The sequence below is a fragment of the Streptomyces sp. 7-21 genome (genome assembly GCF_016741785.1).
Taxonomy (GTDB): Bacteria; Actinomycetota; Actinomycetes; order Streptomycetales; family Streptomycetaceae; genus Streptomyces.
In genome coordinates, this window is sequence record NZ_JAERRL010000004.1 from 360,932 (window position 1) to 386,284 (window position 25,353).

The 25,353-nt window shown below is 74.9% G+C and carries 17 protein-coding genes; 6 read left to right on the forward strand and 11 right to left on the reverse strand.

Translation table 11 applies throughout. The features are described 5' to 3' along the window. Nucleotides 1–14 precede the first annotated feature (14 nt). The 7 genes from JK356_RS07345 to JK356_RS07375 form a co-directional block, all read right to left on the reverse strand. Nucleotides 15–1,628 (reverse strand): protein phosphatase 2C domain-containing protein, encoded by a 1,614-nt coding sequence (locus tag JK356_RS07345; RefSeq protein ID WP_307815449.1) that lies wholly within the window; start codon nucleotides 1,626–1,628, stop codon nucleotides 15–17. Beyond that, nucleotides 1,619–4,216 (reverse strand): tetratricopeptide repeat protein, encoded by a 2,598-nt coding sequence (locus tag JK356_RS07350; RefSeq protein WP_307815450.1) that lies wholly within the window; start codon nucleotides 4,214–4,216, stop codon nucleotides 1,619–1,621. The genes JK356_RS07345 and JK356_RS07350 overlap by 10 nt, the downstream gene beginning before the upstream one ends. Next, nucleotides 4,213–5,511 (reverse strand): hypothetical protein, encoded by a 1,299-nt coding sequence (locus JK356_RS07355; protein WP_201866728.1) that lies wholly within the window; start codon nucleotides 5,509–5,511, stop codon nucleotides 4,213–4,215. Before JK356_RS07355 ends, JK356_RS07350 begins: the two co-directional genes overlap by 4 nt. 127 nt (nucleotides 5,512–5,638) lie before the next feature. Beyond that, nucleotides 5,639–6,691: a glutamate ABC transporter substrate-binding protein gene (locus JK356_RS07360; RefSeq protein WP_201866729.1), complete on the reverse strand. Its 1,053-nt coding sequence runs from the start codon at nucleotides 6,689–6,691 to the stop codon at nucleotides 5,639–5,641. 104 nt (nucleotides 6,692–6,795) lie between these two features. Next, on the reverse strand, nucleotides 6,796–8,190 hold the full coding sequence (locus tag JK356_RS07365) for a hypothetical protein (protein WP_201866730.1): 1,395 nt from the start codon (nucleotides 8,188–8,190) through the stop codon (nucleotides 6,796–6,798). A 182-nt stretch (nucleotides 8,191–8,372) separates the two neighbouring features. Then, nucleotides 8,373–8,990, reverse strand: coding sequence for a GNAT family N-acetyltransferase (locus JK356_RS07370; protein WP_201866731.1), 618 nt, complete (start codon nucleotides 8,988–8,990; stop codon nucleotides 8,373–8,375). A gap of 45 nt (nucleotides 8,991–9,035) precedes the next feature. Continuing rightward, entirely contained in the window at nucleotides 9,036–9,911 is an 876-nt protein-coding gene (locus JK356_RS07375) for a mechanosensitive ion channel family protein (RefSeq protein ID WP_201866732.1), read from the reverse strand. A gap of 288 nt (nucleotides 9,912–10,199) precedes the next feature. Between JK356_RS07375 and JK356_RS07380 the strand changes: the two genes are divergently transcribed. From JK356_RS07380 to JK356_RS07395, 4 genes are all read left to right on the forward strand, one after another. After that, entirely contained in the window at nucleotides 10,200–10,748 is a 549-nt protein-coding gene (locus JK356_RS07380) for an HNH endonuclease (RefSeq protein WP_201866733.1), read from the forward strand. A 212-nt stretch (nucleotides 10,749–10,960) separates the two neighbouring features. Then, nucleotides 10,961–11,149, forward strand: a complete 189-nt coding sequence (locus tag JK356_RS07385; RefSeq protein ID WP_201866804.1) for a hypothetical protein — start codon at nucleotides 10,961–10,963, stop codon at nucleotides 11,147–11,149. After that, nucleotides 11,149–13,110 (forward strand): 4-alpha-glucanotransferase, encoded by a 1,962-nt coding sequence (locus JK356_RS07390; protein WP_201866735.1) that lies wholly within the window; start codon nucleotides 11,149–11,151, stop codon nucleotides 13,108–13,110. Before JK356_RS07385 ends, JK356_RS07390 begins: the two co-directional genes overlap by 1 nt. A gap of 31 nt (nucleotides 13,111–13,141) precedes the next feature. Further along, nucleotides 13,142–13,387: a hypothetical protein gene (locus JK356_RS07395; protein WP_201866737.1), complete on the forward strand. Its 246-nt coding sequence runs from the start codon at nucleotides 13,142–13,144 to the stop codon at nucleotides 13,385–13,387. A gap of 144 nt (nucleotides 13,388–13,531) precedes the next feature. On the opposite strand, the gene pepN (JK356_RS07400) is transcribed toward JK356_RS07395, so the two are convergent. The 4 genes from pepN (JK356_RS07400) to pepN (JK356_RS07415) all read right to left on the reverse strand — a co-directional run bounded on the left by pepN (JK356_RS07400) (nucleotide 13,532) and on the right by pepN (JK356_RS07415) (nucleotide 23,497). Beyond that, nucleotides 13,532–16,108 carry an aminopeptidase N gene (pepN, locus tag JK356_RS07400; protein ID WP_201866739.1) on the reverse strand — a complete coding sequence of 859 codons (2,577 nt, stop codon included), beginning with the start codon at nucleotides 16,106–16,108 and terminating at the stop codon, nucleotides 13,532–13,534. Nucleotides 16,109–16,273: 165 nt separating this feature from the next. Further along, complete coding sequence (locus JK356_RS07405) at nucleotides 16,274–19,573, reverse strand: S8 family serine peptidase (protein ID WP_201866740.1); 3,300 nt, start codon at nucleotides 19,571–19,573, stop codon at nucleotides 16,274–16,276. A 140-nt stretch (nucleotides 19,574–19,713) separates the two neighbouring features. Next, nucleotides 19,714–20,736 carry a hypothetical protein gene (locus JK356_RS07410; protein ID WP_201866741.1) on the reverse strand — a complete coding sequence of 341 codons (1,023 nt, stop codon included), beginning with the start codon at nucleotides 20,734–20,736 and terminating at the stop codon, nucleotides 19,714–19,716. Nucleotides 20,737–20,854: 118 nt separating this feature from the next. Continuing rightward, nucleotides 20,855–23,497 (reverse strand): aminopeptidase N, encoded by a 2,643-nt coding sequence (gene pepN, locus JK356_RS07415; RefSeq protein ID WP_201866742.1) that lies wholly within the window; start codon nucleotides 23,495–23,497, stop codon nucleotides 20,855–20,857. Between the two features lie 152 nt (nucleotides 23,498–23,649). Between pepN (JK356_RS07415) and JK356_RS07420 the strand changes: the two genes are divergently transcribed. Then, on the forward strand, nucleotides 23,650–24,297 hold the full coding sequence (locus tag JK356_RS07420; protein ID WP_201866743.1) for a DsbA family protein: 648 nt from the start codon (nucleotides 23,650–23,652) through the stop codon (nucleotides 24,295–24,297). A gap of 443 nt (nucleotides 24,298–24,740) precedes the next feature. Next, nucleotides 24,741–25,346 (forward strand): biotin transporter BioY, encoded by a 606-nt coding sequence (locus tag JK356_RS07425; RefSeq protein ID WP_201866744.1) that lies wholly within the window; start codon nucleotides 24,741–24,743, stop codon nucleotides 25,344–25,346. The last annotated feature ends 7 nt before the right edge of the window (nucleotides 25,347–25,353 follow it).

Consider the following 25,353-nt stretch of genomic DNA (forward strand, 5'->3'; position numbering starts at 1 on the left):
AGGACGGCGGGGGGTCACGCCGTTCCTGCCCCGTCAGCGCTCACAGGGAACGGGATCACCGCCACCGTTACGTTGTCGTGGCCGCCTGAGTCCAGGGCGTGACGCACCAGGGACTGGGCCGAGGCAAGGGGAGCGGTGCGTGAGCCGGGCGGCACCAGCCGCGCCATCTGCTCGGCCGTCTCCGCGTAGTTCCACAGCCCGTCGGTGCAGACGATGACGACGCCGGGCCGGTCGGGCTTGAACGAGGCGGTGTGCGGCTCCACGTCCTGGGCGTCCGCGCCGAGCCAGGCGGTGATGGCGTGCGCCCGGTGGTCCTTCATGGCCTCCTCCTCGGTGAGCAGGCCGGCCGCGACCATCTGCGCGGCCCAGGAGTCGTCCTCCGTCAGCCGGGCCGGGGCGGCGCCCTTCTCCTCCGGCACCCAGTAGGCGCGGCTGTCGCCGATCCAGCCGACGGTCAGCGTGCCGCCGGCCGTGACGGCGCTGACGATCGTGCACGCGGGGGCGTTGCGCCCGGAGGCGTGGTCGGACTCCCGGGCCAGCGCGGCGACGGCGTCGGCGGCGGTCAGCAGCGCGTCGTGCATGGCCTGCTGGCCGGAGACGCCGCGCGGCAGCGAGGCGAGCAGGGACTCCTGGGCGGCCTCGGCCGCGGTGGCGGACGCCTCGTCGGGGCGGCTGGAGGACGAGACGCCGTCGCAGACGACGGCGATCACGGCGGGCGAGCCGTCGGGCAGCGCGGTGGCGGAGACCGTGAACGCGTCCTCGTTGCGGTGGTGGCGCAGGCCGAGGTCGCTGACGGCCGCGACGCCGCCGAGCGCGCGCTCCACGTGGTCGCGCGGGCGCGGCTGCGCGCGGCCGCACTCCTCGCAGTAGCCCTCCTTGCTGACCGGGCCGGTGCCGCACACCGTGCAGGGGACGGCGGGGTCCTCGCGCAGCGGCTGGGCGGCGGCCGGGGCCGCCGTGCGCGGGTCCGCGGCCTCCCGGGGCTGGCGCGGGTCGGCCGGCTGCGCCGGGGGCGCGGGGGGCGCCGGCCGCGGGGAGGGCTCCGGCCTGGCCCGCGGTGCCGGTGCCGCGGGCGGCTGGGCGGGGGCCGCGGGGCGCGTCGGCTGGGCTGCCGCCTGCTGGGCGGCTGGTGCGGTCGGCGGGGCCGGCGGGGCCGGTGCGGCCGCGTTCGGCGCGGGCTGCCCCGGGGCCGCTGGGGCCGCTGGGGCAGCCGGAGCCGCCGGGGGCGCGGAGGGAGGCGGCGGAACGGCCGGCGTCCGCGGGTCGAGCGAGGGCAGGCGCTTGCCGCCCGGCGCCCGGTGCCCGGCCGGGGCCGGGGCAGGCCGCTGCGGCGGGGCGGGCGGCGGTGTCTGCGGCCGGGGCGGCGGCTCGGCGGCGTCCGGCGGCGCGGGCCTGGGCGCCTGCGGCCTGGTCCGCGCCCGCGCCCGCGGCCGCGGCGGGGGCAGCGGGAAGTCGGGCTCCGTGGGCGTGCGGACCACGCCGCCCTCGCCCCCGGCGCCCTCGGCCTTGTCGGCCGCGGCGCGCAGATCCATACCGCAGACGCCGCAGAAGCGGTCGTCGTCCTCACGCGGCTCACCGCAGCCAGGGCAGGCGGAGAGTTGGTCGATCTGCGGCATCGTCACACCCATGTCCTCGGGCGGAGGCGGTTGGCCGCCTCCACCAGTCCAATCCGTTCGCTGCTGGTTTGCGCCAGCCGGGCGAGCCGGCGGTAGGAGCGCTCGAGTCCCAGCCTCAGGCCGGTCTCATCCAGCGGCGCACCCAGCAGCGTCTGCGGTGCTGGCGTTTGCGGCGGGGACGGCCCCACTCGCCCGGCGAGCACCCAGTCCAGCGCGGAACCTAGCACCTCGCAGGACAGCTGTTCCGCGAGAGATGGTTCCAGTCCCGTGTCACGCAACCGCATCACTTGTTCCCCGGCCGCCAGCAGGTCGGGCAGCAAGTCCGCGTCCGGGGCCCGTTGCCGCAGCCGGGCCCGCACCGCCGCGACCCGGGCGGCGGTGAAGTACGCGGAGGTGGCGGGCACCGATTCCAGCGCTGCCACCGCGCCGCGCCGGTCGCCGGCCGCCAGCCGCACCCGCGCCAGGCCGAAGCCCGCGCTGACGTAGCTGGGGTCCGTGCGCCACACCAGCTCGTAGTAGTCGGCGGCGTTGTCGAGCTGGCCCAGCACCTCGGCGCAGATGGCGAGGGCCAGCTTGGGCGCCGCCTCGCCGGGGAACGCGTCGTACACCGCGTCGAAGGCGATCGCGGCGAGCTCCCAGTCGCCGCTGACCAGCGCCGCCAGGCCGCGGTACCAGATGACGCGCCAGTCGTCGGCGTGCTCCTCCGCCAGCCCTGCCAGGATGCGCTCGGCCGCCACGGCCTGGCTGCCGTCGCCGTCCCGCTGCTGGCGCTCCAGGCGCGCCCGCAGCTCCCGCAGCCGCAGCTCCATGGAGTCCGCGGGCGCCGCGGCCAGCGCCGTGAGCGTGGCCTCGGGCGTGCTGGCCATCAGCCCCGCCAGGAAACCGGCGTTCGGATCGGACGGGGCGACGCGCGGCACGGGCAGCGCCAGCGCGGCGGGCGCCACGTCGAGGCCGCGCACCAGCGGAGCGCCGGGCGCGGCGGCCGGGGGCGGCGGGACGGCGGCCGCGCCGCGCCTGGGCCGGCGGCGGGGACGGGGCGGCCGCACGCCCAGCCGCGAGACGCCGTCGCGCGACCAGGCGGGCATCAGCTCGGTGCCGGTCACCCGCTCCTCCGGCCCGAACAGCGGGGACAGTGCCGGCTGCGCCTGCCCGGTGTCCAGGGCCACGACCTCCCGCAGCACGCCGGTGAGCTGCTCGGCCATCTCCCGCGCCGAGGCGAAGCGGCGCTCGGGGTCGGGATCGGTGCCCCGGACCAGGAAGCGGTAGAACGACTCGTACCGCTGGAAGGCGTCGATGCCGGCCGGGTCGGGGAGGCTGTCGGCGTACACCGTGGTGTAGCCCTGGAAGTCGAAGGTCAGGACCGCCAGCGTCCTGGCGACCGTGTACAGGTCGGAGGCCACGGTCGGCCCGGTCTCGGCGACCTCGGGCGCCTGGTAGCCGACCGTGCCGTAGACGGCGCTGTGCTGGTCGTGCGCCCGCCGCACCGCGCCCAGGTCGATCAGCTTGAGCTGGTCGTCCTGCTGGATGACGTTGTCCACCTTGAAGTCGCAGTACAGCAGGCCGCGGCTGTGGAGGTAGCCGAGGGCGTCGAGCGCCTCGATGCCGTAGGCGCACGCCTGGGCCACCGGCAGCGGGTCGCGGCGGCCGTCGGGGGTGCGGCGGGAGTTGGCGATCGTCTTGAGCGACTTGCCGCCGACGTACTCCATCACGATGTAGCCGTCGAGGCTGCCGGTGCGCTCGTCGAGGTGCTCGACAAAGTTGTAGATGCGCACGATGCTCGGGTGCTGGATCTCGGCGAGGAACTGCCGCTCGGCGATGGCCGCGGCCCGGGCGTCCTGGTCACCGGTGTCGAGCAGGCCCTTGAGCACCACCCACCGGTCGGCGACCTTGGTGTCCCGCGCGAGGTAGATCCAGCCGAGCCCGCCGTGCGCGAGGCAGCCGGCGATCACGTACTGGCCGTGGTGGACGGCGTCGCCCGGGCGCAGCTTGGGGACGAACGAGTACGGGTGCCCGCAGGAGGTGCAGAACCCCTCGGTGCGGCCCGGCCGCCCCGCCCGCGCCCGGCCGACCGGCGCGCCGCACTCGCTGTTGCCGCAGAACCGCTTCCGCTCGGGCACCTCCGGGTGCTCCAGCACGACCTCGAGCGGGTCCTGGCGCGGCACCTCCGGCACGGTCACCACGCCCGCGCCCAGGCGGGAGCGGCTGGGGGCGGAGACGGTGGAGCCCGGCGACCGCACCGACACCGAACGGGCGGTGAGCGGCCCGGACGACGAGCGCGACAGCCGCCCCGAGACGGAGCGGCGGGAGAACTGCGAACGCGAGGGACGGGAAGCCCGGGAGGAACGGGATGACCGGGACCCGGGGGACCCGGCGGAGGCGGCGGACGCGGCGCCGGACGGTCCGCTGCCGGAGCCGCGCGGGGCCGAGGTCAGTCCGGTGGGGGCGGGGCCGAGCATGCCCTGCGGCGAGACGACCGGCGCCAGGCCGCAGACATCGCAGTAGAGTTCGCCGCCGCCCACGTCCTCGTAGCGGCCGGAGCAGCCGGGCCGCTGGCAGCGTGAGGACGGCGGGATCCGGCCGCCGCCTGCCGCTTCGGTCACGGGCCGTTCCTCCCTTCCGGCTGCCGGGCGTCGGCGGGCGGAACGGCCCCCGAGGCCAGCACCTCGGCCGTCGCCTCCTGGTAGCGCAGCACGGCGCGTTCGGCCGCGCGCAGGTCGCACGGCGCGGTCCACAGCAGCCGCCGGGCGGCGTCGTACCGCTCGGCGAGGAGCGGCTCCCCGGCCACGCCGTAGCGGGCGGCCTTGGCCCGGTAGCCGTCGAGGCGGCCGCGCAGCTCGGCCCGGACCGCCAGCGGCGCGGTGACGGCGGCGAGCGACTCCCGGGCGCGTTCCAGCTCCTCCTCGGCGCGCCGCTCCAGGGAGTCCAGCAGCGGCGAGAGGCGGTGCCACTGGGCCCGCCTGCGGTACTCGGCGGCCTGCGCCAGCTCCTCGTGCAGCACGGTGGCCGGCCCCGAGACGGCCGGCACCTCGGAGGCGGCGATCTTCGCCAGCACCTCGCCGCGCGCGGTGCGCGCCTCGGCCAGCGTGCGGTCGGCGCGGGAGAGCAGGTCGCGCACCCGGATCAGCCGGTTCTCGGCGTCCTTGCGGACGTCGATGACGGCCTCGACCTCGCGCCGGATGTCGTCCAGGGCCCGCGCGGCGGTGTCGTAGCGCGCGGTGTCGGGGCGCCCGCTGCCGGGCGCGCTGCTGCCGCCGTCCGGCAGCCAGAACGCCAGCGGGTCGGCGATCACCTCCGCGCGCAGGGCGGTCAGCTCGTCGGTGACGCGCCGCAGTTCATCGCCCGCCGGGTGCGCGCCGGGGCGCACGCCCACGGAGTGCGCCAGCGTGCTGAGGCGGTGCAGCTCGGCGGAGAGCATGTCGATGCGCGCCGGGAGCGTGGACCACACCGAGTCCGCCGCCACGACGACGTCGAGCACCTGGGCGTATCCGGCGTTGAGGCGGTCCAGCAGCTCCTGCCAGCCCATGCGCTCGGCCATCGGGCCGTTGCCCGCCGCCGCGTCGGGGATGACCAGGTTCTCGCCGTCGAGCAGCTGGCTGAGCCGGACCAGGTCGTCCTTGCTGGGGTTCCGGCGCCGGGCGCGCAGTTCGCGCGCCGTGGTGAGCGCCGCGGTGCACGCGTCGAACCACGACCACAGCCGCGACAGCGTCCGCTCCGCGCTGCGCCACCGTTCGCGCGTGACGCCCGCGAGGTCGGCGCCCTCCAGCAGCCGCCGCCCGGCGTGGTCCTGGAGGGCGAGCAGGGAGGACTCGATCGCCTCGTGCTCGGCTGACAGCCGTGCCAGGGCGCGGTCCGCCTCCTCGCGGCTCAGCACCGTTCCGCCGGTATCCGGGGCCATCGCTCTCCCCTCTGTGGTCGCCTCGTGGTCGTCTGGGCCGTTGTGCCGCGGGCTCACGCTCACGGTTTCCCGGAGCGCCCGGGCGGATTCCTTCCCCGCCGTGACGCCCGCTCACCGGTCGAACGCCTCACACCTCACTCCGGTGCCGCAGGTCCCCGGGCCGCGACGTGCCGGGATCGCCGAGGTAGTCGCTGAGCCAGGTGCGGTACGCCTCATCCCAGCCGCCGCCGGCGATGTACTCCTCCAGGACGTCGTTGACCCAGCGCACCAGGGCGACGTCCTCCTGCCGCATGGCCACACCGTAGGACTCGATGAGGCCCGCGGGCTCGCCCACCAGCTCGATCTCCGGGTCCTGGGCGATGTGCGCGGCGGCCAGCGCCGCGTCGGTCATCAGCGCGTCGGCCTCACCGAGCTGAACGAGCACCAGGCAGTCCAGCTGGTGCGGCCGGAACACCAGCTCGGCGCCGTAACTCTCCCTCTGCAGCAGCTCCTGGGCGGTCGAGCCGTCCGCGCTGCACACGGTCCGTCCCGCCAGGGACTCGTCGTAGCCGGTGATGCCGGAGCCCCCGGGCGCGACGAGCTGCTGGCGGGTCTCGAAGTACGAGCTGGAGAAGGCCACGTTGCTCCAGCGCTCGCACGTGATGGACATCGTGCGCACCACCATGTCGACGGTGCGGTTCATGACCGCTGCCTCGCGCTGGTTGGTCGGGATCGCCCGGTAGCGGATGTGGTCTTCCGGGCTGGACGTCTGGAACAGGCTGGCAGCGATCGCCTCCACCAGCTCGATGTCGAAGCCCACGATGCCGGTGCTGCCGGGTTCCCGGTAGCCCCACAGGTAGCTGTTGAGGTCCACGCCGACGCTGAGATAGCCCCGCGACAGGATCCGGTCGACGGCGGGGCCGCCCGCGCGGGAGGGCGGGTAGCTGGCGGCGGCCTCGTACCCGTCGTCGCACACCTCCCGTTCGCCGTCCGTGGCGGGGCCGCCGTCCTGCTGGCCGAGGCGCGCGGGCTGGGCGGCCCGCTCCGGCGGCTGCGGGCCGCCGCCGTGGTAGCCGGTGCCCCCGCCGGCGGCCGGCAGCGAGCACAGGAGCACCGCCGCGGTGAGCAGCAGCCCGCAGGCGGCCGCCAGCAGGGCCCGCCGTTCGCGCGCCCGCTCACCGCTGGGGTCTGTCCTTGTCACCGTCTCCACCCCTCTCCCTGCCGTGATGTGCCGTGATGTGCCGTGATCCGCCGTTGTCCGGCGCTCCCCGCCGCCGCGTGCCGTGCGTCCCGGCCCGCACCCGGTCACCGGTACTCCGACAGCCGGCTGCCGATGCCGAGCACGGCCGCCAGCGCGCCGAGCGCCGCGAGGGCCAGCGCGGCGGCCGGAGACAGCCCGTCCAGCGCGTCGCGCCCGCCGGTGGCGGCCCGTTCGAACCGCTCCTGCTCGTGGCCGACGGCCCCTTCCAGCGCGTCGTCCACCTGGTCGAACGACTCGCGGGTCGAGCCCTGGCCGCCCGTCACCCGTTCCACGGCGCCGTCGTAGTCGCCGAGGCGCTCCTGCTCGCGGGCCTCCTGATGGCGGTCACGCCATTCGCCGGTGGCGCGGAGGGCGTTCTCGACCCACTGGCGGCCCCGGTCGTCCCCGGCCAGGTCGGCGGCGCGGCCCAGCAGGCCCGCATCCTCGCCGGTGTCCTCCGCGCCGCCGCTGGGGCCGGCCAGGTCGGCCATGTGCGCGGCGTAGCTGTCCTCGAACTGCTCGCCCGCCCCGCGCGCCACCAGGACCATGTTCTCGTCACCGCGCGCCTGAAGCGCCTCGGCCCAGGCATCGGTCAGCACGCTGAGCGACGCGGCGGCGTCGTTCCTGGCCTCGTTCAGATGGGTGCGGGCGACCGCGTGCGAGCCCGCGAGCCAGACCAGCAGGGCCGCCGCCGCGGCGGTGGCGGCGAGCAGGCCGGGGTTGAACACCCGGTTGGTGCGGCGGTATTCGCGCAGCTGCGCCCATGCCAGGACGGCGAGGCAGGCCGTGCCGGCCGCCAGGGCGAGCCACGGCCAGGAGCGCGCCTGGTCGACGTCCTGCCGCAGCCGGGCGGATTCCAGGGCGTACAGCCGGTCGGCGAGCGACAGCAGTTCCTGCATCAGCTCGTCGGCGTACCGCAGGTAGGCGCCACCGAGCGGCAGCCCCTGCCGGTTGATGGCACGGGCGGTCTCCACCAGGCCGGTGTAGCGGGGGAGTTCCTGGCTGAGGGTCTCGATCAGGCGCTGCGACTCGCCCGTGCCCTCGCCGCGCGCGGCGGCCTCGGCCAGCAGCCGGGCGGCGCTGCCGATGTCGTCGGCGTAGCGTGACATGACGGCGGGTTCCTCCTCCGAGCCCGCCAGGAACGCCGCGGTGGCGGTGGTGTTGGCGTCCGCGAGCGACCGGTAGACGCCCGCCGCCGCGGCGCTCAGCGGCTGGCTGGAGGCGAGGACATGGTCGGCGGCCGACGAGCGGCCGGAGGTCTGCCAGGCCGTGACCGCGCCGAACAGCACCAGCAGCGCGGCCACGGCGGCGCCGGTCATCCGCAGCCTGCCCGGTTCGGTGCGGGCGGCGGCGCGCATGGTGGCCAGCCCTTCGGTGAGCGCCATCCGCCACGGCGGCGGGTCGGGCGGCGGCGCCGCGGCGCCCGCGGCCGCGGGCGGTGCGGTCGGCGGCTGCGACACGTTCCGGGCCCTCCCCCCTCGCAGCGGTTGCTGGCCGCCAGTATGGCCGTTGCGCCAGGACGCCATACAGCCTTTGCGCGGATCCCGTGCCGATTTCCCGGCGTGGCGCCGGTGTTCCCGAACATCCGCACGGGGGGTGCTCCCGCTGGTCCGGCGCGCCCGCCGGACCAGGGCGGCGGTGGCTAGCCGAGGCGCTTGCCGAGGTACACGACGTCCTCGTCGGGGACGGAGGGCGTGAGTTCGGTGAAGCCGAGCCGGTCGTAGAAGGCGCGGGCGTTGGTGTTGGCCGGGTTCAGCCCCAGGTGGACACCGGGCACGCCGCGGGCGCGCAGGGCGTCCCACAGGGCCGTCATCAGGCGGCGGCCGAAGCCCTGGCGCTGGCCCTCGGGGAGCAGGTCGATGTGCAGGTGTGCCGGGTACGCGCGGACGACCTCGGGGTCCATCATGGTCTCCGGGTGGTGCAGCAGGTACCGCAAGGTGGCGTCGGGACCGTCCGGTTCGCCGTCGGGGGCGGGGTAGCGGTCGGCCAGCGGCGGCAGCCATTCCCGCCGGAAGCGCTCGTAGTAGGCGGGGGAGTCGTCGGTGCCGACGATGTAGCCGATGGCGCGCTCGCCGTTGTCGGCGACGAAGACGAGGTCCGGGTCGAACGCCGCGTAGGGTGCCGCGAACAGCAGCGGCAGCAGCTCGGGCTCGCGGAAGTGGCCCCGCGCGTCGCCGCCCACGTGTCCGGTGCGTATGCAGATGTCGTCGAGGGCGGCGCGGTCGGAGGGACGGTAGCCGCGGATGATCACGTCACTCATGGCGCACCATTCTCGGCGGCCGGACCCAGGCGGGCGAGGAGATATTCAGGTGCCGGGGCCGGAGAGCTTGCGCAGCGTCAGGCCCGCCTCGTCCACCTGCTTGATCCCGGCCTGGTCCAGGGCCCGTTTGACGCGCCAGCGCAGCTCCCGTTCCACCGCGGCCGCCGTGCCCGGCTGGGTCCGCGCGGTGACCCGTACCGTCATGGTGTCCATGGTCACGGCGTCCAGCCCCAGCACCTCAACCGGCTGCCACAGCATCTCGTCGAACGGCTCGTCGCCGGCCATCTCCTCGCCCGCCGCCGTGATCAGCTCGCGGACGGTGTCCAGGTCGGTGCCGGCCGGGACCTGGACCTCGACCGAGGCCGTGGCCCAGCCCTGGCTCAGGTTGGCGACCCGCTTGATCTCGCCGTTGCGCACGTACCAGATCTCGCCGTCGTCGCCGCGCAGCGTCGTCACGCGCAGGCCGATCTCCAGCACGGTGCCCGTCGCCTCGCCGGCGTCGATGCGGTCGCCGACCCCGTACTGGTCCTCCAGCAGCATGAACATCCCGCTGAGCACGTCCGTGACGAGGTTGCGCGCGCCGAAGCCGATCGCGACGCCGATGATGCCCGCGCTGGCGACCAGCGGGCCGAGCTGGACCCCGAGTTCGGACAGGACCATCAGCGCGCCCGTGCCGAGCACCAGCACCGAGGAGGCGCTGCGCAGCACGGAGCCGATCGTCTCCGAGCGCTGGCGCCGCCGCTCGGAGCTGGCCAGCGAGCCGCGGCCGGCGGAACGCTGGCGCTGCCGGTCGCCGCGGTTGAGCCGCGTGACGAACCGCGTGATCGCCCGGCGTATGACGAACCGGGCGGTGAAGGAGATCACCACGATGAGGACGATCCGCAGGCTCGCGGCGAGCCACGTCTCCCAGGCTTCGGCCATTGGTCGTTCGGTGTCCTCTCCGGGTCCTTCTCCGGGTCCTTCGGTCGGCGTCCTCGCGGGGCGCCCTTCACACGCCACATACGCCGTCAGGCGGCGCCGGCAGATGACACGTCGCCCGCAGTGTCAACGGTACGCAGGAGCCGTGAGGGGAAGGCGGGGGAGCCGTGGCGGGCGGCACAAATCGTCGCATTTCCGTATCGTGGTGGCGCTTGGAGCCCCGCACGGGACACACTGTGGGAGATCGTCTCGGCGCGAGCCACGTGCCGCCGACGGAAACGGAGGGCATCCGTGCCACACGTCCTGGTCCTCAACGCCTCGTACGAGCCGCTCGGCGTCGTGCCGGTCCGCCGCGCGCTCATCCTGCTGCTGAACGACAAGGCCGTGAGCCTGGAAAACTCCGGCACTCTGATGCGGAGCGCCACGCACGCGATACCCGCGCCGAGCGTGGTGAGGCTCAAACGGTTCGTCCGTGTCCCCTACCGTACCTCCGTGCCGCTGACCCGCCGCGCCCTGTTCGCCAGGGACGGCGGGCGCTGTGTCTATTGCGGCGGTGTCGCCACCAGCGTCGACCACGTGATCCCCCGCAGCCGCGGCGGGCAGCATGCCTGGGACAACGTGGTGGCCGCCTGCCGCCGCTGCAACCACCTCAAGGCCGACCGCCACGTCGCCGAACTCGGCTGGCGCCTGCGCCACAAGCCAGGGCCGCCCTCGGGGCTGGCCTGGCGCATCATCGGCACCGGCCACCGGGACCCGCGCTGGCTGCCGTACCTGCGGCCGTACGGCGCGGACGACGCGCTGGCGAGGATCGAGGGGAGGACCGCGCCCGGAGGGATCTAGGCAGGCCGTGCTTCCCGCGCCTTCCGCGTTTTCTTCACCCCTGGCGCGGTGACATCGGCCACTTTTCCGCCGCAGACGCGCTGTTCCAGCATGATTTCCGTGGATTCGGGTCGCGGACACGGATGAGGTGGCGTTGACTGGGTAGGGCAGGCCGTACAGCCGTCCGGCACCTCCCGGAAGCGAACGGAGTGACCCACGTGGCCGCAGCCACACTGCCCCTCGACCCGCCCCGCCTGATAGCCCTGCCCGACCGGCCGGAGCGCACGCCGCTGACCAGCGAGCCGCCGCTGGCCGAAGCCGCGCCGCTGACCAGCGAGCCGCCGCTCGCGGCCGAGCCGCCGCTGACCTCGGAGGCGGTGTACCCCGAGCCGGAGTGGCACGCGGAGACCGCGCACGGCTGATGGCGTCCCTGTCCCAGCTGGCCGCCGCCCACGGGGTCGCCACCAGCTACCTTGCGGCCGGCGGCAGGCGCGTGGCGGTGCCCGAGGCCACCGTCGCCGCCGTGCTCGACGCGCTGGGCGTGCCCAGCGCCGGGGAGACCGGCGCCGGGACGCGCCCGCTGCTGCCGCCGGCGATCGCGTTATCCGGCTTACCCGGGGACGGCGTCCCCGCCCCCTTACGCACCCTCCCCGAGGGCACCGACCTCGTCGTCGTCACGGAGGACGGCCAGGAGACGCCCTGGCGGCCCCGCCCGCCGGCGCACCCGTCCTTCCCCGGGCTCCCGCCCGGCTACCACACGCTGCTGGCTCGCGCGCCCGGCGGCCGCACCGCCCGCGCCCGGCTCATCGTGCCGCCCGGGCCGCTTCCCGCCCCCGCCCGCCGCCGGTTCGGCCTCCTCACCCGCCTGACCGCGCTCGGCTCGCTCCGCTCCTGGGGGCGCGGCGACCTCGTCGATCTGGCCGACCTCGCCAGCTGGGCGGGCCACACCCTCGGCGCCGGGTTCCTCGTCGTCGACCCGCTCCACGCCGCCGTGCCCGAGGACGGTCCGGGACGCCCCGGCAACCGCCGCTACCCCGACCCCGTGCACCTGCGGATCGAGGACATTCCCGAGTTCCCCTACCTGGCGCCGGAGGACCGGCGCCGCCTGGAGCCGGTGCTGGCCGGCGCCGCCGACCTGCGCCGCGCCGCCCTGGCCCAGGGCACACCCGGCGCCCGGGACGCCGTGTGGGCCCTGAAACGGCGTGCCCTGGAGATCCTGCGCGCGGTCCCGCTCAGCCCTGGCCGCCGCGCCGCCTACCACGCCTATCTCGCCGAGCAGGGGCAGGCGCTGGAGGACCACGCCACCTGGTGCGCGCTCGCCGAGCTCTACGGGCCCGACTGGCGGCTGTGGCCGCCCGGGCTGCGCGACCCCCGCTCACCCGACACCGCCCGCGCCCGCGCCGACCACCTGGAGCGCGTCGACTTCCACAGCTGGCTCACCTGGCTCGCCGACACCCAGCTCGCCCGCGTCCAGCGCGTCGCCCGCGCCGCCGGGATGGACATCGGCCTGGTGCACACCCTGGCGCCCGGGGCGCACCCGCACGGCTCGGAGGCGTGGACGGCCCAGGGGCTGCTGGCACGCGGCATGTCGCTGGGCGAGCCGCCCGGCGATGACCACCCCGAGGGCCGCGACTGGGGCGTGCCGCCCTGGTGTCCGAGCGCGCTGGCCGGGGCCGGGTACGAGCCGTGGCGCGAGCCGCTCGCCGGGGTGCTGCGCCACGCCGGCGGGGTGCGCACCGGGCCGCTGGCCGGGCTGTACCGGCAGTGGTGGATCCCCGAGGGCGCCCCGCCCGACCAGGGCACCTACGTGACGCTGGACCCCCGCGCGGTCCTCGCAGTGCTGGCGCTGGAGGCCCACCGCGCCGGGGCGCTCGTGCTCGGCGAGCTGCCGCCGCCCGGGCCGGAGCGGGAGGCGGCGCGGCGGCTGGGCCTGACCGGCGTCACGGACCTGGCGGCCGCCGGCCCCGGGCTGGCCCGGGCGTGGGACCGCGGCCGCGGTGCCCCCGCCGCGCGCGACGGCTGGCCCGGGGACGGCCTGGCGGCGGTCACCCTGGACGGGCGCGACCCGGCGACCGCGCGGCTCGCGGCGCCCGGGGCCAGCGCGTGGCTGGACCTGTTTGCCCGGCTCGGGCTGATGCCCAGGGGCGCGGGGGAGGAGCGGCGCCTGATCGCCGCGCACCGCTTCCTTGCCCGCACCCCGGCCCGGCTGGTCGGCGTGTGGCTGGCCGACGCCGCCGGGCCGCCGCCGCGGCGCGGCGGGGCCGCGACGCTGGAGGAGATCACCGCTTCGCCCCGGGCGGTGGCGCTGGCGCGGGCCGTGCGGGAGGAGCTCGGGGAGGGCTCGCCGGGGGTTGCCCGGCGGCGGCGGAAGGGCGGGCGCTAGGGTGGATGCCGTGGTCGATGTGAGTAAGCCTGTGAGTGAGCCCAGCCAGCAGCACGGGCGGCGTCGCGGCGCGGTGCGCGCCGCGGGTGTCACGGCCCTGACGGGGCTGGTGCTGCTGCTGTCGTCCCCCGCCGCCCACGCGCTGATGCGCGACGACGGCGACGACCCGGGCAGCGGCCTGAGCGTCTTCGAGACGCTGGGCCTGTTCGTCCTCACGCCCGTGCTGCTGTTCGCGGTGATCGCCGGGCTCGTGGTCGTCACCGACCGCAAGCGCTGACGCCCCGCGCCGTTCGCCCGGTCCCGCGGCTGCGGGCCGGGCTTTCGTCGTGCCCTGGAACCCGGCGCGCGGGGTGCGGAAGAGGCGGCACCGGGCCGGGCGGGCCGTCAGCCGGCCCGCCCGGTGCCGCGTGCGGCGGGACGGTCAGGCGTCCCGGCCGGCCGCCTCGTCGGTGGCCTGGGCACGCAGCGCCCGTTCGATCCCGGCCCGCGACTCGATGACGAGCCGCCGCAGCGCGGGCGCCGGGTTCTCGCGCTCCAGCCAGGCGTCGGTCGCCGCCAGCGTCGCCTCACTGACCTGCACCGACGGGTAGAGCCCGACGACGATCTGCTGCGCCATCTCGTGGCTGCGGGACTCCCACACGCCCTTCACCGCGGCGAAGTACTTCTCGGTGTAGGGCGCCAGCAGCTCGCGCTGGTCGGTGCTCACGAAGCCGCCGATGACGGCCTCCTGCACGGCGTTGGGCAGCTTGTCGTCCTCGACGACCGACGCCCACGCCTCGGCCTTCGCCTCCGGCGTCGGCCGGGCGGCGCGCGCCGAGGCGGCGTACCGCTCCCCGGCGGCCGTGGGGTCGCGCTCCAGCTCGGCGGCGATCTCCGCCTCGCCCGCCCGGCCGGTGGTGACCAGCCGGTGGAGCAGCGCCCAGCGCAGCTCGGTGTCCACGGTCAGGCCCTCGATGGTCTCCGTGCCCGCCAGCAGCCCGGCGAGCAGGTCGAGCTGCTCGCCGGTGCGGGCGGCGGCGGCCAGGGCCCTGGCCCACGCCAGCTGGTGGTCGCTGCCCGGCTCCGCCTGGCGCAGGTGCGCCAGCGCCGCCTCGCTCCAGCGCCGCAGCCCGGTCTCCCGCCAGGAGGGCGCGGCGTACAGGTCGAGCGCCAGCTTCACCTGCCGGTGCAGCGACTGCACCACGCCGATGTCGCTCTCCTTGCCGATGCCGGTCAGCACCAGCTCAAGGTAGTCGCGGGCGGCCATCTCGCCGTCGCGGGTCATGTCCCAGGCGGCGGCCCAGCACAGGGCGCGCGGCAGGGTCTCGGCGAAGTCGCCGAGGTGGCGCGTGACGACGGCGAGCGACTCGGGGTCCAGCCGGACCTTGGCGTAGGTGAGGTCGTCGTCGTTGAGCAGGATGACGTCGGGGCGCTGGCGGCCCGTCAGCTGGGGCACCTCGGTCAGCTCGCCGTCGACGTCCAGCTCGATCCGGTCGGTGCGCCGCAGCGTGCCCTGGCCGTCGAGGTCGTACAGGCCGATGGCGACGCGGTGGGGGCGCAGCACGGGCTCCCCGGTGGCGCCCGGCGGCAGCGCCGGGGCCTCCTGGCGGATCGCGAAGGACGTGATCGTCTGGTCGTCCGAGGTGCTGATCTCGGGGCGCAGCACGTTGATGCCGGCCGTTTCGAGCCAGGCGCGGGACCAGCGCTTCAGGTCTCGGCCGCTGGTCTCCTCCAGGGCCGTGAGCAGGTCGGTCAGGCGGGTGTTGCCCCACTCGTGGCGCTTGAAGTACGCCTGGACGCCCCGGAAGAACTGGTCCATGCCGACGTAGGCGACGAGCTGCTTGAGCACGCTGGCGCCCTTGGCGTACGTGATGCCGTCGAAGTTGACCAGGACGTCGTCCAGGTCCCGGATGTCCGCCATGATCGGGTGCGTGGACGGCAGCTGGTCCTGGCGGTAGGCCCAGGTCTTCATCTGGTTGGCGAAGCTGGTCCACGCGTGCGGCCAGCGGCTGCCGGGGGCGTGCGCCTGGCAGGCGATGGACGTGTAGGTGGCGAACGACTCGTTCAGCCACAGGTCGTTCCACCACTCCATGGTGACGAGGTCGCCGAACCACATGTGGGCCAGCTCGTGCAGGATCGTCTCGGCCCGCATCTCGTAGGCCGCGTCGGTCACCTTGGAGCGGAAGACGTACTGGTCGCGGATGGTGACGGCGCCCGCGTTCTCCATCGCGCCCGCGTTGAACTCAGGCACGAACAGCTGGTCGTACTTGGCGAACGGGTAGGGGTAGTCGAACTTCTCCTGGAACCAGTCAAAGCCCTGCCGGGTGACCTCGAAGATGTGCTCGGCGTCGAGGTGTTCGGCCAGCGAGGGGCGGCAGTACAGGCCGAGCGGCACGGTGCGGCCGCCGCCCTCCCAGGTGCTGTGCACGGCGTGGTACGGGCCCGCGACCAGGGCGGTGACGTACGTCGACAGGCGGGGCGTGGGGGCGAACCGCCACACGCCGCCCTCGGGCTCGGGGGCGGGCGAGTTGGAGATCACCTGCCAGCCCTCGGGGGCCGTGACAGTGAACTGGAAGGTGGCCTTCAGGTCGGGCTGCTCGAAGCAGGCGTAGACCCGGCGGGCGTCGGGCACCTCGAACTGGGTGTACAGGTACGTCTTCTTGTCCACCGGATCGGTGAAGCGGTGCAGGCCCTCACCCGTATTGGTGTACGCGCACCGCGCCACGACGCGGAGCTCGTTCTCCCCTTCGCGCAGCGACGGCAGGGTGATGCGGGAGTCGGCGAACACCTCGCCCGGGTCCAGCGCCTCGCCGTTGAGCACTACCTCGGTCACCTCGGGGGCGATGAGGTCGGCGAAGGTCGTCCCGGCCTCGCGCGCCGTGAAGCGCACGGTGGTCTCCGACCGGAAGGTGTCCTCCCGCTCGGCTCCGGAGATGTCGAGCGCGATCTCGTAAGCGTCCACGCTGAGCAGCCGCGCCCGCTGCCGCGCCTCTTCCCGGGTGAGATTCGTGCCAGGCACCAGGTGATCTCCCTTTGACATGGGTCGCATGTGGGGTCGGGTACGGGTGCATCACGCGTACCGTCCCGCCATCCTCGCACGACGGCCCCCGTCCGGGCGGGGGTGTGACCGCCCGGCGGGGGCCGCCGCGTGCCGGGCCGGAAGGCTCCGGCCGGTGCCGTGCCGCTACGGGGTGACGCTCTCGATGCGCACGCCGCCGTAGCCGATCGGGGTGCCGGCCTCGTTCCGCAGGGTCACCGTGCCGAAGAACTCGCGGCCCTCCGGCGCGGTACCCGTGACCGTGACCTCGGCGCTGGCCTCGGCCGTGTCGCCGGTGCCGAGCTCGAAGGTCTCGGACTCGTCGACGTCGAGCGTGCCGAGGCTCGGGGAGAGGTACGCGTCCCGGTAGTCGAACTCGGTGGTGCCCTGCGGCACGGCGTAGCCGTGCACCTCGATGGTGTACTCGCCGGGCTCCGGCGAGGGCAGGACGACGGTCTCCTCCGCGGTGGAGGTGGTGGACTCGCCGACCAGTTCACCGTCGCGGTAGACGAACAGGTCCAGGTCGGCCCCCGGGTCGGAGGGCGACCCGATGGTGGCGGAGAACTCCTCGACGTCCTCGCCGATCCGCACCGTGGAGGTGACGTACTCGCCCTCGGCGATGGACGGCCGCTGCGTCAGGGCCGAGCCGAGGGGGCCGTCCGCCAGCGTGGCCGTGACGGGCGCCAGCTCGTTGGTGAACTCCCACGACACGGACGCCGGCTCGCCGGTGACGGCCTCCTCGATGACGGCGGTCCCGGGCTCGAACGAGGCGCCGAGCGCCGTGGCCGTCACCGTGAACGGGTTGTCGAGCAGCGGTGAGGTGCGCCGCGACTCCACCTCGATCTCCCACACGCCCGGCTCGGGGTTCTCGTAGCCGCGCACGCCGGGCGGGCAGGTGGTGTCGGGGTTGTAGTGGGGGTAGCACTGGTTGCTGGCGGTGTCGTCGGCCGGCACGCCCTGCGGGGTGATCGCGATCCACCGGGTCTGGCTGTTCTCGGCCAGGCCGTCCATCGCAACCTCCAGCGTCCGCGTGCCCTCGGGCACGGTGACGAAGTAGGACGTGGAGGCGTTGCGCTCCACGCTGCCGGAGAACTCCTGGGCGTACGACGGCGCGGCCAGCTCCGCGCTGGAGACGATCGTCGCCAGCGCCAGGTGGTCGGTGCCCGGGGTGCGCGGGTCATCGACGGTCAGCAGGGCGCTGTGGGCGCCCGGTGACTGAGGTTCAGCGGTCAGGGTGAGGGTGACCGGCTCGTTCAGCGGCAGCGAGACGGTGCGCGGGCCGCGCAGCGAGAACGTCCGCTCGTGGTTGTTCTCCAGGCTGACGCGGTGCCGCAGCGGGCGGTCGGGGCCGGTGGTGCGGGTCACCGTCACCTCGTACTCCTCGCGCTCGCCGGGGCCGGGCGCGCTCTCGCGGTCGTACACGCCCTCACCGGAGCCCGGGGTGGCCAGGTAGGAGGCGAGGGTGTGGTCGACGGGGGCGCTGATGGTGTACTCGTGCGTCTGCGCGCCGCGGGTGAGCGCGCGCCAGGCGGCCTCGGTGTCGATCAGCCCGGCGCCCTGCTCGTGGGCCTGCACGCCGGGGATCTGACGGGCCGTGCTGGTGAGCGCGGTGCGCAGCTCGGCGGGGGTGACCTCCAGCTCGCGCTCCTGGGCGGCCGACAGCAGCAGGGCGGCGGCGCCCGCGGCCTGCGGTGAGGCCATCGAGGTGCCCTGGAGCATGCCGTAGCCGGGCGGCAGGTCGTAGCCGGCCTCGGGGACCGGGCTGCCCTCCTGCCAGGTGGGGATGGAGTTCACCGAGGCGCCGGGGGCGACGAGGGTGGGCTTGAAGCCGCCGTCGTCGCGGGGGCCGACGGAGGAGAACGGCAGCAGCGCGTAGGGCCGCCTCACCTCGGAGCCGTAGTTGGCCTCCCAGGTCTCGCGGGAGATGGCGGCGCCGACGCTGACGACGTCGTCGGCGACGGCCGGGTCGCCCACGGTGTTGGTGCCGGGGCCCTCGTTGCCCGCCGAGATGAACATCTGGACGCCGTACGTCTCGATGAGTTCGTTGTACAGCCGGGCGCGGGCGTTGTTGCCGTCGTTGAGCGCGGGCAGGCCGCCGATCGACATGTTGACGACGTCGACGTCGCGGTTGACGACGAGGTCGATCATGCCCTCGGTGAGCGCCGTGTAGGTGCATCCGGAGGCGAAGCCGCAGGCGCGGGAGGAGACGACCTGGGCGCCGGGGGCGGAGCCCTTCATCTCGCCGCCGAACAGGCCGTTGGCCGCGGCGATGCCCGCCACGTGCGTGCCGTGGGCGCCGGAGACGATGCCGATGCTGACGAAGTCGGCAGTCTGGCCGGCCCAGTCGCCGCCGTAGGGGTCCATCGGCACGTCCTCGCGGATCTCCACGGTGAACGGCATGGCCTCGGCGATCTCGGTGTCCGGGTCGTCCGTGCCGAAGTAGCCGACGTCGTGGTTCTCCCGGTATGGCCGCATGACGTCCTCGTCGGCGAAGTCGCCGTCGTCGTCGAGGTCCACGCGGACGGTGCCGGCGGCCGGGTCGTACAGCACGGCCCAGGAGCCGTTCTGCTCGCCGTCGCGGTTGACGTCGCCCTCAAGCTCGCCGCCGGCCGTGACGTCCTCGCGGAAGACGCTGATGAGGTAGTCGCCGGCCGGGGCGGTGTACTCGCGGCCCTCGTAGCTGAAGGACTCGCCCGAGACCTCGGTGGTCATCGGCAGCCACGTGCCGTCATTGTCGATGAGGGGGTCGGTGGCGGTGACCCAGTCGGTGATCTTGGGCTGGCCGGTGGTGGTCTCCTGGAGGGCCGGGTGTGCCAGGTCCACGCCGGTGTCCAGGACGCCGATGGTGATGCCGCGTCCGTCGGCCTCCGGGTGGCGCTCGGTGAAGCCGACGGCGCCGGTCTCGGCGGCGGGCTGGTAGGGGTTGTCGGCGGGGGTGTCCGGGCCGGGCGCCGGGTAGGCGCGGCGCGGCGTGTTGTCCGACGCGGCCGGGACGGGGACGGGATCCGGCAGCGGCACCGTCTCGTTGAGGTCGATGGCGTGCACGGAGTCGAGGCCGGTGGCCGTGTCGATGGCCGCCTGGGCCTCGCTGGTGCGGACGGTGACGCGGAGGTAGCCGACGGAGTCCTCGGTGTAGCCCACGGACGCGCTCTGGACGGCGTCCAGGCGGTCGGCGACCTCGTCGGTCGAGCCCGGCTCGGCCGCGATCATCATCGTCACGTGGGACTCGCCCGCGGCCCTGGCCTCGGCGAGGAGCTGGGCGTCGTGGCTGGAGAACTTCTCGCCGATCGGCTTGTCGGCCGGGGTGGGGTCCGTGGCCTGGGCGCCGGCCGCCGCGGCGGCGGGGGCGGCGCCGGCCGCCGCGAGCGCGGCCACCAGGCCGGCTGCGAGGGCGGCGCGGGCCCGTGGCCTGGGCGTCACGGACACGGACGGGGGTCTGTCGCGCATGGGCATCCTTGGTTCGGAGGTGTGCGAAATCCGGAGCAGGATGACCGGTCATCCTACGGAAGTGATCAATCCGTATGGATGAGTTGCACAAGAATTGTCGTGCCCAGATCAGTAACGATTGCATTAAGGGGGCGCGCGGGTCACCTGGGAAGCACGACCAGCCGGACCGGCGGCTCGGCCGCGGCGGCGGACCGCACCAGCGCCTGCCGCATCAGCTCGGCCTGCGCCCGCGCCGCCTGACGGAGCGCCCGCGGCGTGACCGCGACGACGGTGACCCCGAGCGCCTCCAGCCGCTCCCGCCGCCGCAGCCGCTGCGCCCACGCCTCACCGTTCGTCAGCAGCCCCGGCAGCCGGGTGTCGATCTCGACGGCCACCGCGTGCTCCGGCCAGTAGGCGTCGGCCGCGCCCAGGCAGGTGCCGCCCGACAGCCACAGCTCGACGTTCCAGCACGGGTCGGGCAGCCTGGCGTCGCGCACGCACGACATCAGCCGTTCCTCCGCCGAGGCCCGGCCCTCGGCCAGCAGCACGTCGAGCGTGCTGGCCACCTGCGGCAGCCCCAGCAGCCGCGCGCTCATCAGCTCGCGCACCACGGCGTGCGGCTCGCAGAACCCGCCCCTGACCGCTTCCGTCAGCAGCCCCCGCACCGCCAGCGCGTCCGGGGTCCAGCCGGCGGCCTGCCGGCTGGCCGCCACCGCGTCGGCCAGCGCGCGCTCCGCGGGCGCCACCGGGAAGCCGCCGCGCCACACCGGCGACGGCAGCCGGTGCGTCCGCACCACGTGCGCGCACCCGGCCGAGCGCAGCCGGCGGGTGCGCGGCACCAGCACGTCCACGCGGTTGAGCGCCGACAGCGGCGGCACCGAGGTGAAGCCGTGCAGCGCCAGCGCCGCCAGCCCGCTCAGCACGGCCCCGCCGCGCTCGCCGCCGGTGTAACGCAGCACGGCCTGGAGCCGCTCCTCGCCGGTGGGCGGCCCCGCGTGCAGCAGGTAGACGCCCGGCAGCGGCATCTGCCAGGGCCCGCCGGGCCGGCAGCGCGCGTGGGCGGCCGCCGTGGTGACGCCGTGGGCCCGCAGCTCCTGGGTCGTCATCAGCCGGCTCCGCGCGCCGGGCAGTTCCTGCAGCGGGCGCGGGGTGAGCGGCTCGTGGGGCAGGTTCGCGGAGGTCATGCCCCGCGACTGCCCGCGCCGGGCGCGGGCTCCACCTGTCGTTACAGGGTCGTCGACAAACGCGGACAACTTAGCGGCGAACAGGTGGTGTTCCGGCACCCGGCGGACGGGCCGGCGGTCACAGCGGGTCGGTGTACGCCTCGTCGCACTCCTGGGCGCGCAGCGCCCGGGCGAAGTCGTCGCGCGCCTCCAGCACCAGCCGCCGCAGCGCCGGGGCGGCGTCCTCGTGCGCGGACAGCCACGCGTCCGCCGCCGCCAGGACGCGGGCGCCCTCCCCGGCCACCGGGTAGGCCGGGAACAGGCCGCGCACCACCGCCATGGCGATCTCGATCGTCCGCTCCCGCCACACCCGCTCGATGGCCTCGAAGTAGGCGGTGGCGTACGGCGCCAGCAGCTCCCGCTGCCCCGGCTGGACGAAGCCGCTGATCGTCGCCTCCACCAGCGCGTTGGACAGCCGGTCCGACTCCACGACGTCCGCCCACGCCGCCGCCTTCACCTCGGCCGACGGCCGCGCCGCCAGGCACCGCACGTGGTGGCGGGCGCCCGAGGCCGTGTCGTCGCGCGCCCGTTCGGCGGCGAGCGCCTTCTCGTCGGCCCGGCCCTGGGCCGCCAGCGCCAGCTGGATGGTCCAGCGCAGCTCCTGGTCGACCTCCAGGCCGTCGATGACGGCCGTGCCGGCCAGCAGCCCGGACAGCAGCCGCAGATCCGCCTCGGAGGCGGCGATCTGGCAGAAGAACCGCGCCCAGGCCAGCTGCTGGTCGCTGCCGGGGGCAGCCGTGCGCAGCTCGGCCAGCGCGGCCTCCGTCAGCGCCTCGCGCGCCGCCTCGCGCTGCGCCGGGGCGGTGTAGTGGTCGAGGGCCGTGAGCGCCCAGGCGTGCACCATCTGGAGCACGCCGATCTCGCTCTCGCCGCCGCCGAACCGCCGCACCAGGCCGAGGAACTCCCGCGCCGGGAGCAGCGCGTCGCGGGTCATGTTCCACAGCGAGGACCAGCACAGCGCGCGGGCGAGCGGGTCCGTCACATCGCCGAGCCGCCCGCGCAGCGTCTCCAGCGACCGCGCGTCGAACCGCGCCTTGCAGTACGTCAGGTCGTCGTCGTTGACCAGGATCAGATCGGGGCGCTCGGCGCCCGCCAGGTCGTGCACGACGGTGCGCGCGCCGGTCACATCCGTCTCCGCGCGGGCGTACCGCACCAGCGCGCCGGTCGCCTCCTCGCGCCGGTACAGGCCGACGGCGACCCGGTGCGGCCGCAGCACCGGGTCGGAGCCCGGGGTCTCGGGCGCCTCCTGCACCAGCGACAGCTCGGTCAGCCGGCCGGACGCGTCCCAGACCGGCTGCGGGGTCAGCGTGTTGACGCCCGACGTCTTCAGCCACGCCTGGGCCCAGGCGTCCATGTCGCGGCCCGAGGTCTCCGCGAGCACGGCCAGCAGGTCCTCCAGGCGCGTGTTGCCGTACGCGTGGCGCTGGAAGTAACGGCGCGCGCCCTCCAGGAACGCCTCACGCCCCACGTAGGCGACGAGCTGCTTGAGCACGCTGGCGCCCTTGGCGTACGTGATGCCGTCGAAGTTGAGCTTGGCGTCTTGCAGGTCACGGATGTCGGCGGTCACCGGGTGCGTCGACGGCAGCTGGTCGGCCCGGTAGGCCCACGCCTTGCGGCGGTTGGCGAAGGTGATCCAGCCCTCCTGGTAGCGGGTCGACTCCACCAGCGAGAACGCCGCCATGAAGTCGGCGAAGGACTCCTTGAGCCACAGGTCGTCCCACCACTCCATGGTGACCAGGTCGCCGAACCACATGTGCGCCATCTCGTGCAGCAGCGTGTTGGCCCGCCCCTGGTAGGCCGCGCGCGTGGTCCGGCCCCGGAAGACGTACTCCTCCCGGAACGTCACCAGCCCCGGGTTCTCCATCGCCCCGATGTTGTACTCCGGCACGAACGCCTGGTCGTAGGTGCCGAAGGGGTAGGGGTACCCGAAGTTGTCGTGGAAGAAGTCCAGGCCCTGCTTGGTGAGCTCGAAGATCTCCTCGTGGTCGAAGTGGCGCGCCAGGCCCTTGCGGCACAGCGCCCCCAGCGGGATCTCGAGCAGGCTGCCGTCCGGCAGTGTCCGCGTGTAGTGGTCCCGGACGTAGTGGTAGGGGCCGGCGACGACGGCCATCAGGTAGGTGGAGATCGGCCGCGTCCTGGCGAACCGCCAGGTCGCCGCCGCGCCGGGCAGCGCCTCCCGCCCGGTCTCGGCCCCGTTGCTGAGCACGGTCCAGTGCGCCGGCGCGGTCACCGTGATGTCGAACGGCGCCTTGAGGTCGGGCTGCTCGAAGCAGGTGAACACCCGCCGCGCGTCGGCCGGCTCGTACTGCGTGTACAGGTACGTCTCGCCGTCTTCCGGGTCCTGGAAGTGGTGCAGCCCCTCACCGGTGCGGCTGTAGGCGCAGCTGGCGTCCACGGTCAGCACGTTCTCCCGGGCCAGGCCCGGGAGCGCGACGCGCGTGCCGTCAAAGACCCGGTCGACGTTGAGGGACTCGCCGTTGAGCGTCACGGAGTGGACGTGCGGCGCCAGCAGGTCGGCGAAGGAGGAGGCCCCCTCCTCGGCACAGGAGAAGCGGATCGTCGTCGTCGAGCGGAAGGTCCGGGGGCCCGACTCCGGGTCATGCGGCTGGACGGCGGACCGCAGGTCGAGGGCGACCTCGTACCCGTGCACGGTCAGCAGCCGGGCACGTTCGCGGGCCTCCTGACGGGTCAGGTTCTCTCCGGGCGCGTTCTCTCCGGACACGGTCGTACTCCTCGGTGTGCGGCACGGGCGCGTGCCAGCATCCCACGGGGAATGCGGCACAGCCGCACGAGGTTAACGCCACGGCCCGGAGGTCATCCGTAAGGTCGCCGGGCAAGGACACACGAACCCGAGGACCCGAGCGAAGGAGCACCATGACCGACAGCGCCCCCACGGCACGGACCACCGCGGACTTCTGGTTCGATCCGCTGTGTCCCTGGGCCTGGCTGACCTCCCGGTGGATGCTGGAGGTGGAGCGGCAGCGGCCCGTCAGCGTGCGCTGGCGCATCATGAGCCTGGCGGTGCTGAACGAGAAGCGCCTGGACGAACTGCCGGCCACGTACGCCGAGATGATGCGCGGCCCGGCCTGGGGCCCCGCCCGCGTGTGCGCCGCCGCCGAGCAGGAGCACGGCAGGGAGGTGCTCGGCCCGCTGTACACGGCGCTGGGCACCCGCTTCCACAACCAGGGCCGGGAACGGTCGCGGGAGACCATCGCCGAGGCGCTCGCCGAGGCCGGCCTGCCCGAGTCGCTGGCCGGCGCGGCGGACACCGACCGGTACGACGAGGGCCTGCGCGCCTCGCACCAGGAGGGCATCGGGCTCGTCGGCGAGGACGTCGGCACGCCGGTGATCGCCGTGCCGGGCGCCGACGGCGAGCGGGTGGCGTTCTTCGGCCCGGTCGTGACGCCCGCCCCCAAGGGCGAGGCCGCGGCGCGGCTGTGGGACGGCACGCTGCTGGTGGCCAGCACCCCCGGCTTCTACGAGATCAAGCGCACCCGCACCGCCGAGCCGAGCTTCGAGTGACGCCCGGCGGTCCCGGCCGGTGCCCCAAGCCGGCGGCCCCCGCGCGGATCCGTCCCGCGCGGGGGCCGCCTCTTCTTCGCCTGCCCGGGTGACGGGTGAGAAGACGATCACGCGAGCAGGACGCGTGGGCGGCGCTCTTATTGCGAAGCTCTTGCAAAGGCAAGGATCCGGCAGTATGTCCTGCAAGGGCAAGGTAGCAGCGTCACCGGCCCGCCGGCTGCCCCCTTGGCCTCGCGCCGCCACCCGCTCCGCAGACCGGGCGCCCGCGCCGGAGCTCTGGACCCGCAGTCGCAACTTTCGTCCCACATCGGTGCGTTGACGCGAAACCGGCACCGGCTGTCGGAAAAATCACGGCACCCGGACGGCCCCGCCGCCGGGCGGTTCGGCTACCGTCAGGGCCGTCCCCGCCTTGTCAGCTTCCTGATCGACCGCTGGAGCACACCATGAGCACAGCCTCAGCCATGGCCCGGCCAGGCGCCGTTCTCGCCGATCTCCTCCCCGCCGCCACCGCTCCCCGTGCCCGCGCGCGCGACCTGGCCCTGATCGTGGGCGGCGCCGCCCTCACCGGCGCCGCCGCCCAGCTGTCCGTGCCGGTCCCCGGTTCACCCGTGCCGGTGACGGGGCAGACCTTCGCCGCCCTGCTGGTCGGCGTCTCCCTCGGCCCCGCCCGCGCCTTCCTGTCGCTGCTGCTGTACACCCTCGCGGGCGCCGCGGGCATGCCCTGGTTCGCCGAGGGCACCTCCGGCACCGCCATGCCCACCTTCGGCTACCTGCTGGGCATGCTCCTGGCCACCGCCGTCGTCGGCGCGCTGGCCCGCCGGGGCGGCGACCGCACCATGGCCCGCACCGCCGCCACCATGGCGGCCGGCACGGCGGTCATCTACGCCCTCGGCGTGCCCTACCTCGCCCTCGCCACAGGCATGTCCGCGAGCGAGGCGGTCGCCCACGGGCTGCTGCCGTTCCTCGTCGGCGACGCCCTGAAGGCCGCCCTGGCCATGGGCGCCCTGCCGCTCGCATGGCGGATCGCCGGCCGCTCCGGAGACGAGTGATGGCAGA

Bases quoted from the DNA above. Each gene is read 5' to 3' on its own strand.
- JK356_RS07345 (WP_307815449.1), bottom strand. From the start codon at position 1,628: ATGGGTGTGACGATGCCGCAGATCGACCAACTCTCCGCCTGCCCTGGC.
- JK356_RS07355 (WP_201866728.1), bottom strand. From the start codon at position 5,511: ATGGCCCCGGATACCGGCGGAACGGTGCTGAGCCGCGAGGAGGCGGAC.
- JK356_RS07370 (WP_201866731.1), bottom strand. From the start codon at position 8,990: ATGAGTGACGTGATCATCCGCGGCTACCGTCCCTCCGACCGCGCCGCC.
- JK356_RS07375 (WP_201866732.1), bottom strand. From the start codon at position 9,911: ATGGCCGAAGCCTGGGAGACGTGGCTCGCCGCGAGCCTGCGGATCGTC.
- JK356_RS07390 (WP_201866735.1), top strand. From the start codon at position 11,149: ATGGCGTCCCTGTCCCAGCTGGCCGCCGCCCACGGGGTCGCCACCAGC.
- JK356_RS07405 (WP_201866740.1), bottom strand. From the start codon at position 19,573: ATGCGCGACAGACCCCCGTCCGTGTCCGTGACGCCCAGGCCACGGGCC.
- JK356_RS07410 (WP_201866741.1), bottom strand. From the start codon at position 20,736: ATGACCTCCGCGAACCTGCCCCACGAGCCGCTCACCCCGCGCCCGCTG.
- JK356_RS07420 (WP_201866743.1), top strand. From the start codon at position 23,650: ATGACCGACAGCGCCCCCACGGCACGGACCACCGCGGACTTCTGGTTC.
- JK356_RS07425 (WP_201866744.1), top strand. From the start codon at position 24,741: ATGAGCACAGCCTCAGCCATGGCCCGGCCAGGCGCCGTTCTCGCCGAT.